1 protein-coding gene is annotated in these 216 nt (G+C 63.0%); it reads left to right on the forward strand.

Going from position 1 to position 216, the window contains the following annotated elements; translation table 11 throughout:
- The coding region (locus ACLHZ1_RS20940; RefSeq protein WP_427263575.1) for a transposase domain-containing protein at positions 1–216 on the forward strand (216 nt) is incomplete at both ends.

Consider the following 216-nt stretch of genomic DNA (forward strand, 5'->3'; position numbering starts at 1 on the left):
GCCTGGTCTGGGCCATCATCGGCATGGCCATCTTCCGCAACGTCCCCATGACCCAACTGGTCAATCAGCTCGATATCCTGCTGCCCGGCGACCGCCCCTTCGTCGCCCCCAGCGCCTTCCTGCAAGCTCGCCAAAAGCTTGGCCACAAGAGCATTGAGCGGCTGTTTCACGAGACTGCCACAGGTTGGCACCAGCAGGCCAATCACCCCGGTTGGG

The sequence above is a fragment of the Aeromonas sobria genome, from assembly GCF_050266975.1.
Lineage (GTDB): Bacteria > Pseudomonadota > Gammaproteobacteria > Enterobacterales > Aeromonadaceae > Aeromonas > Aeromonas sobria_B.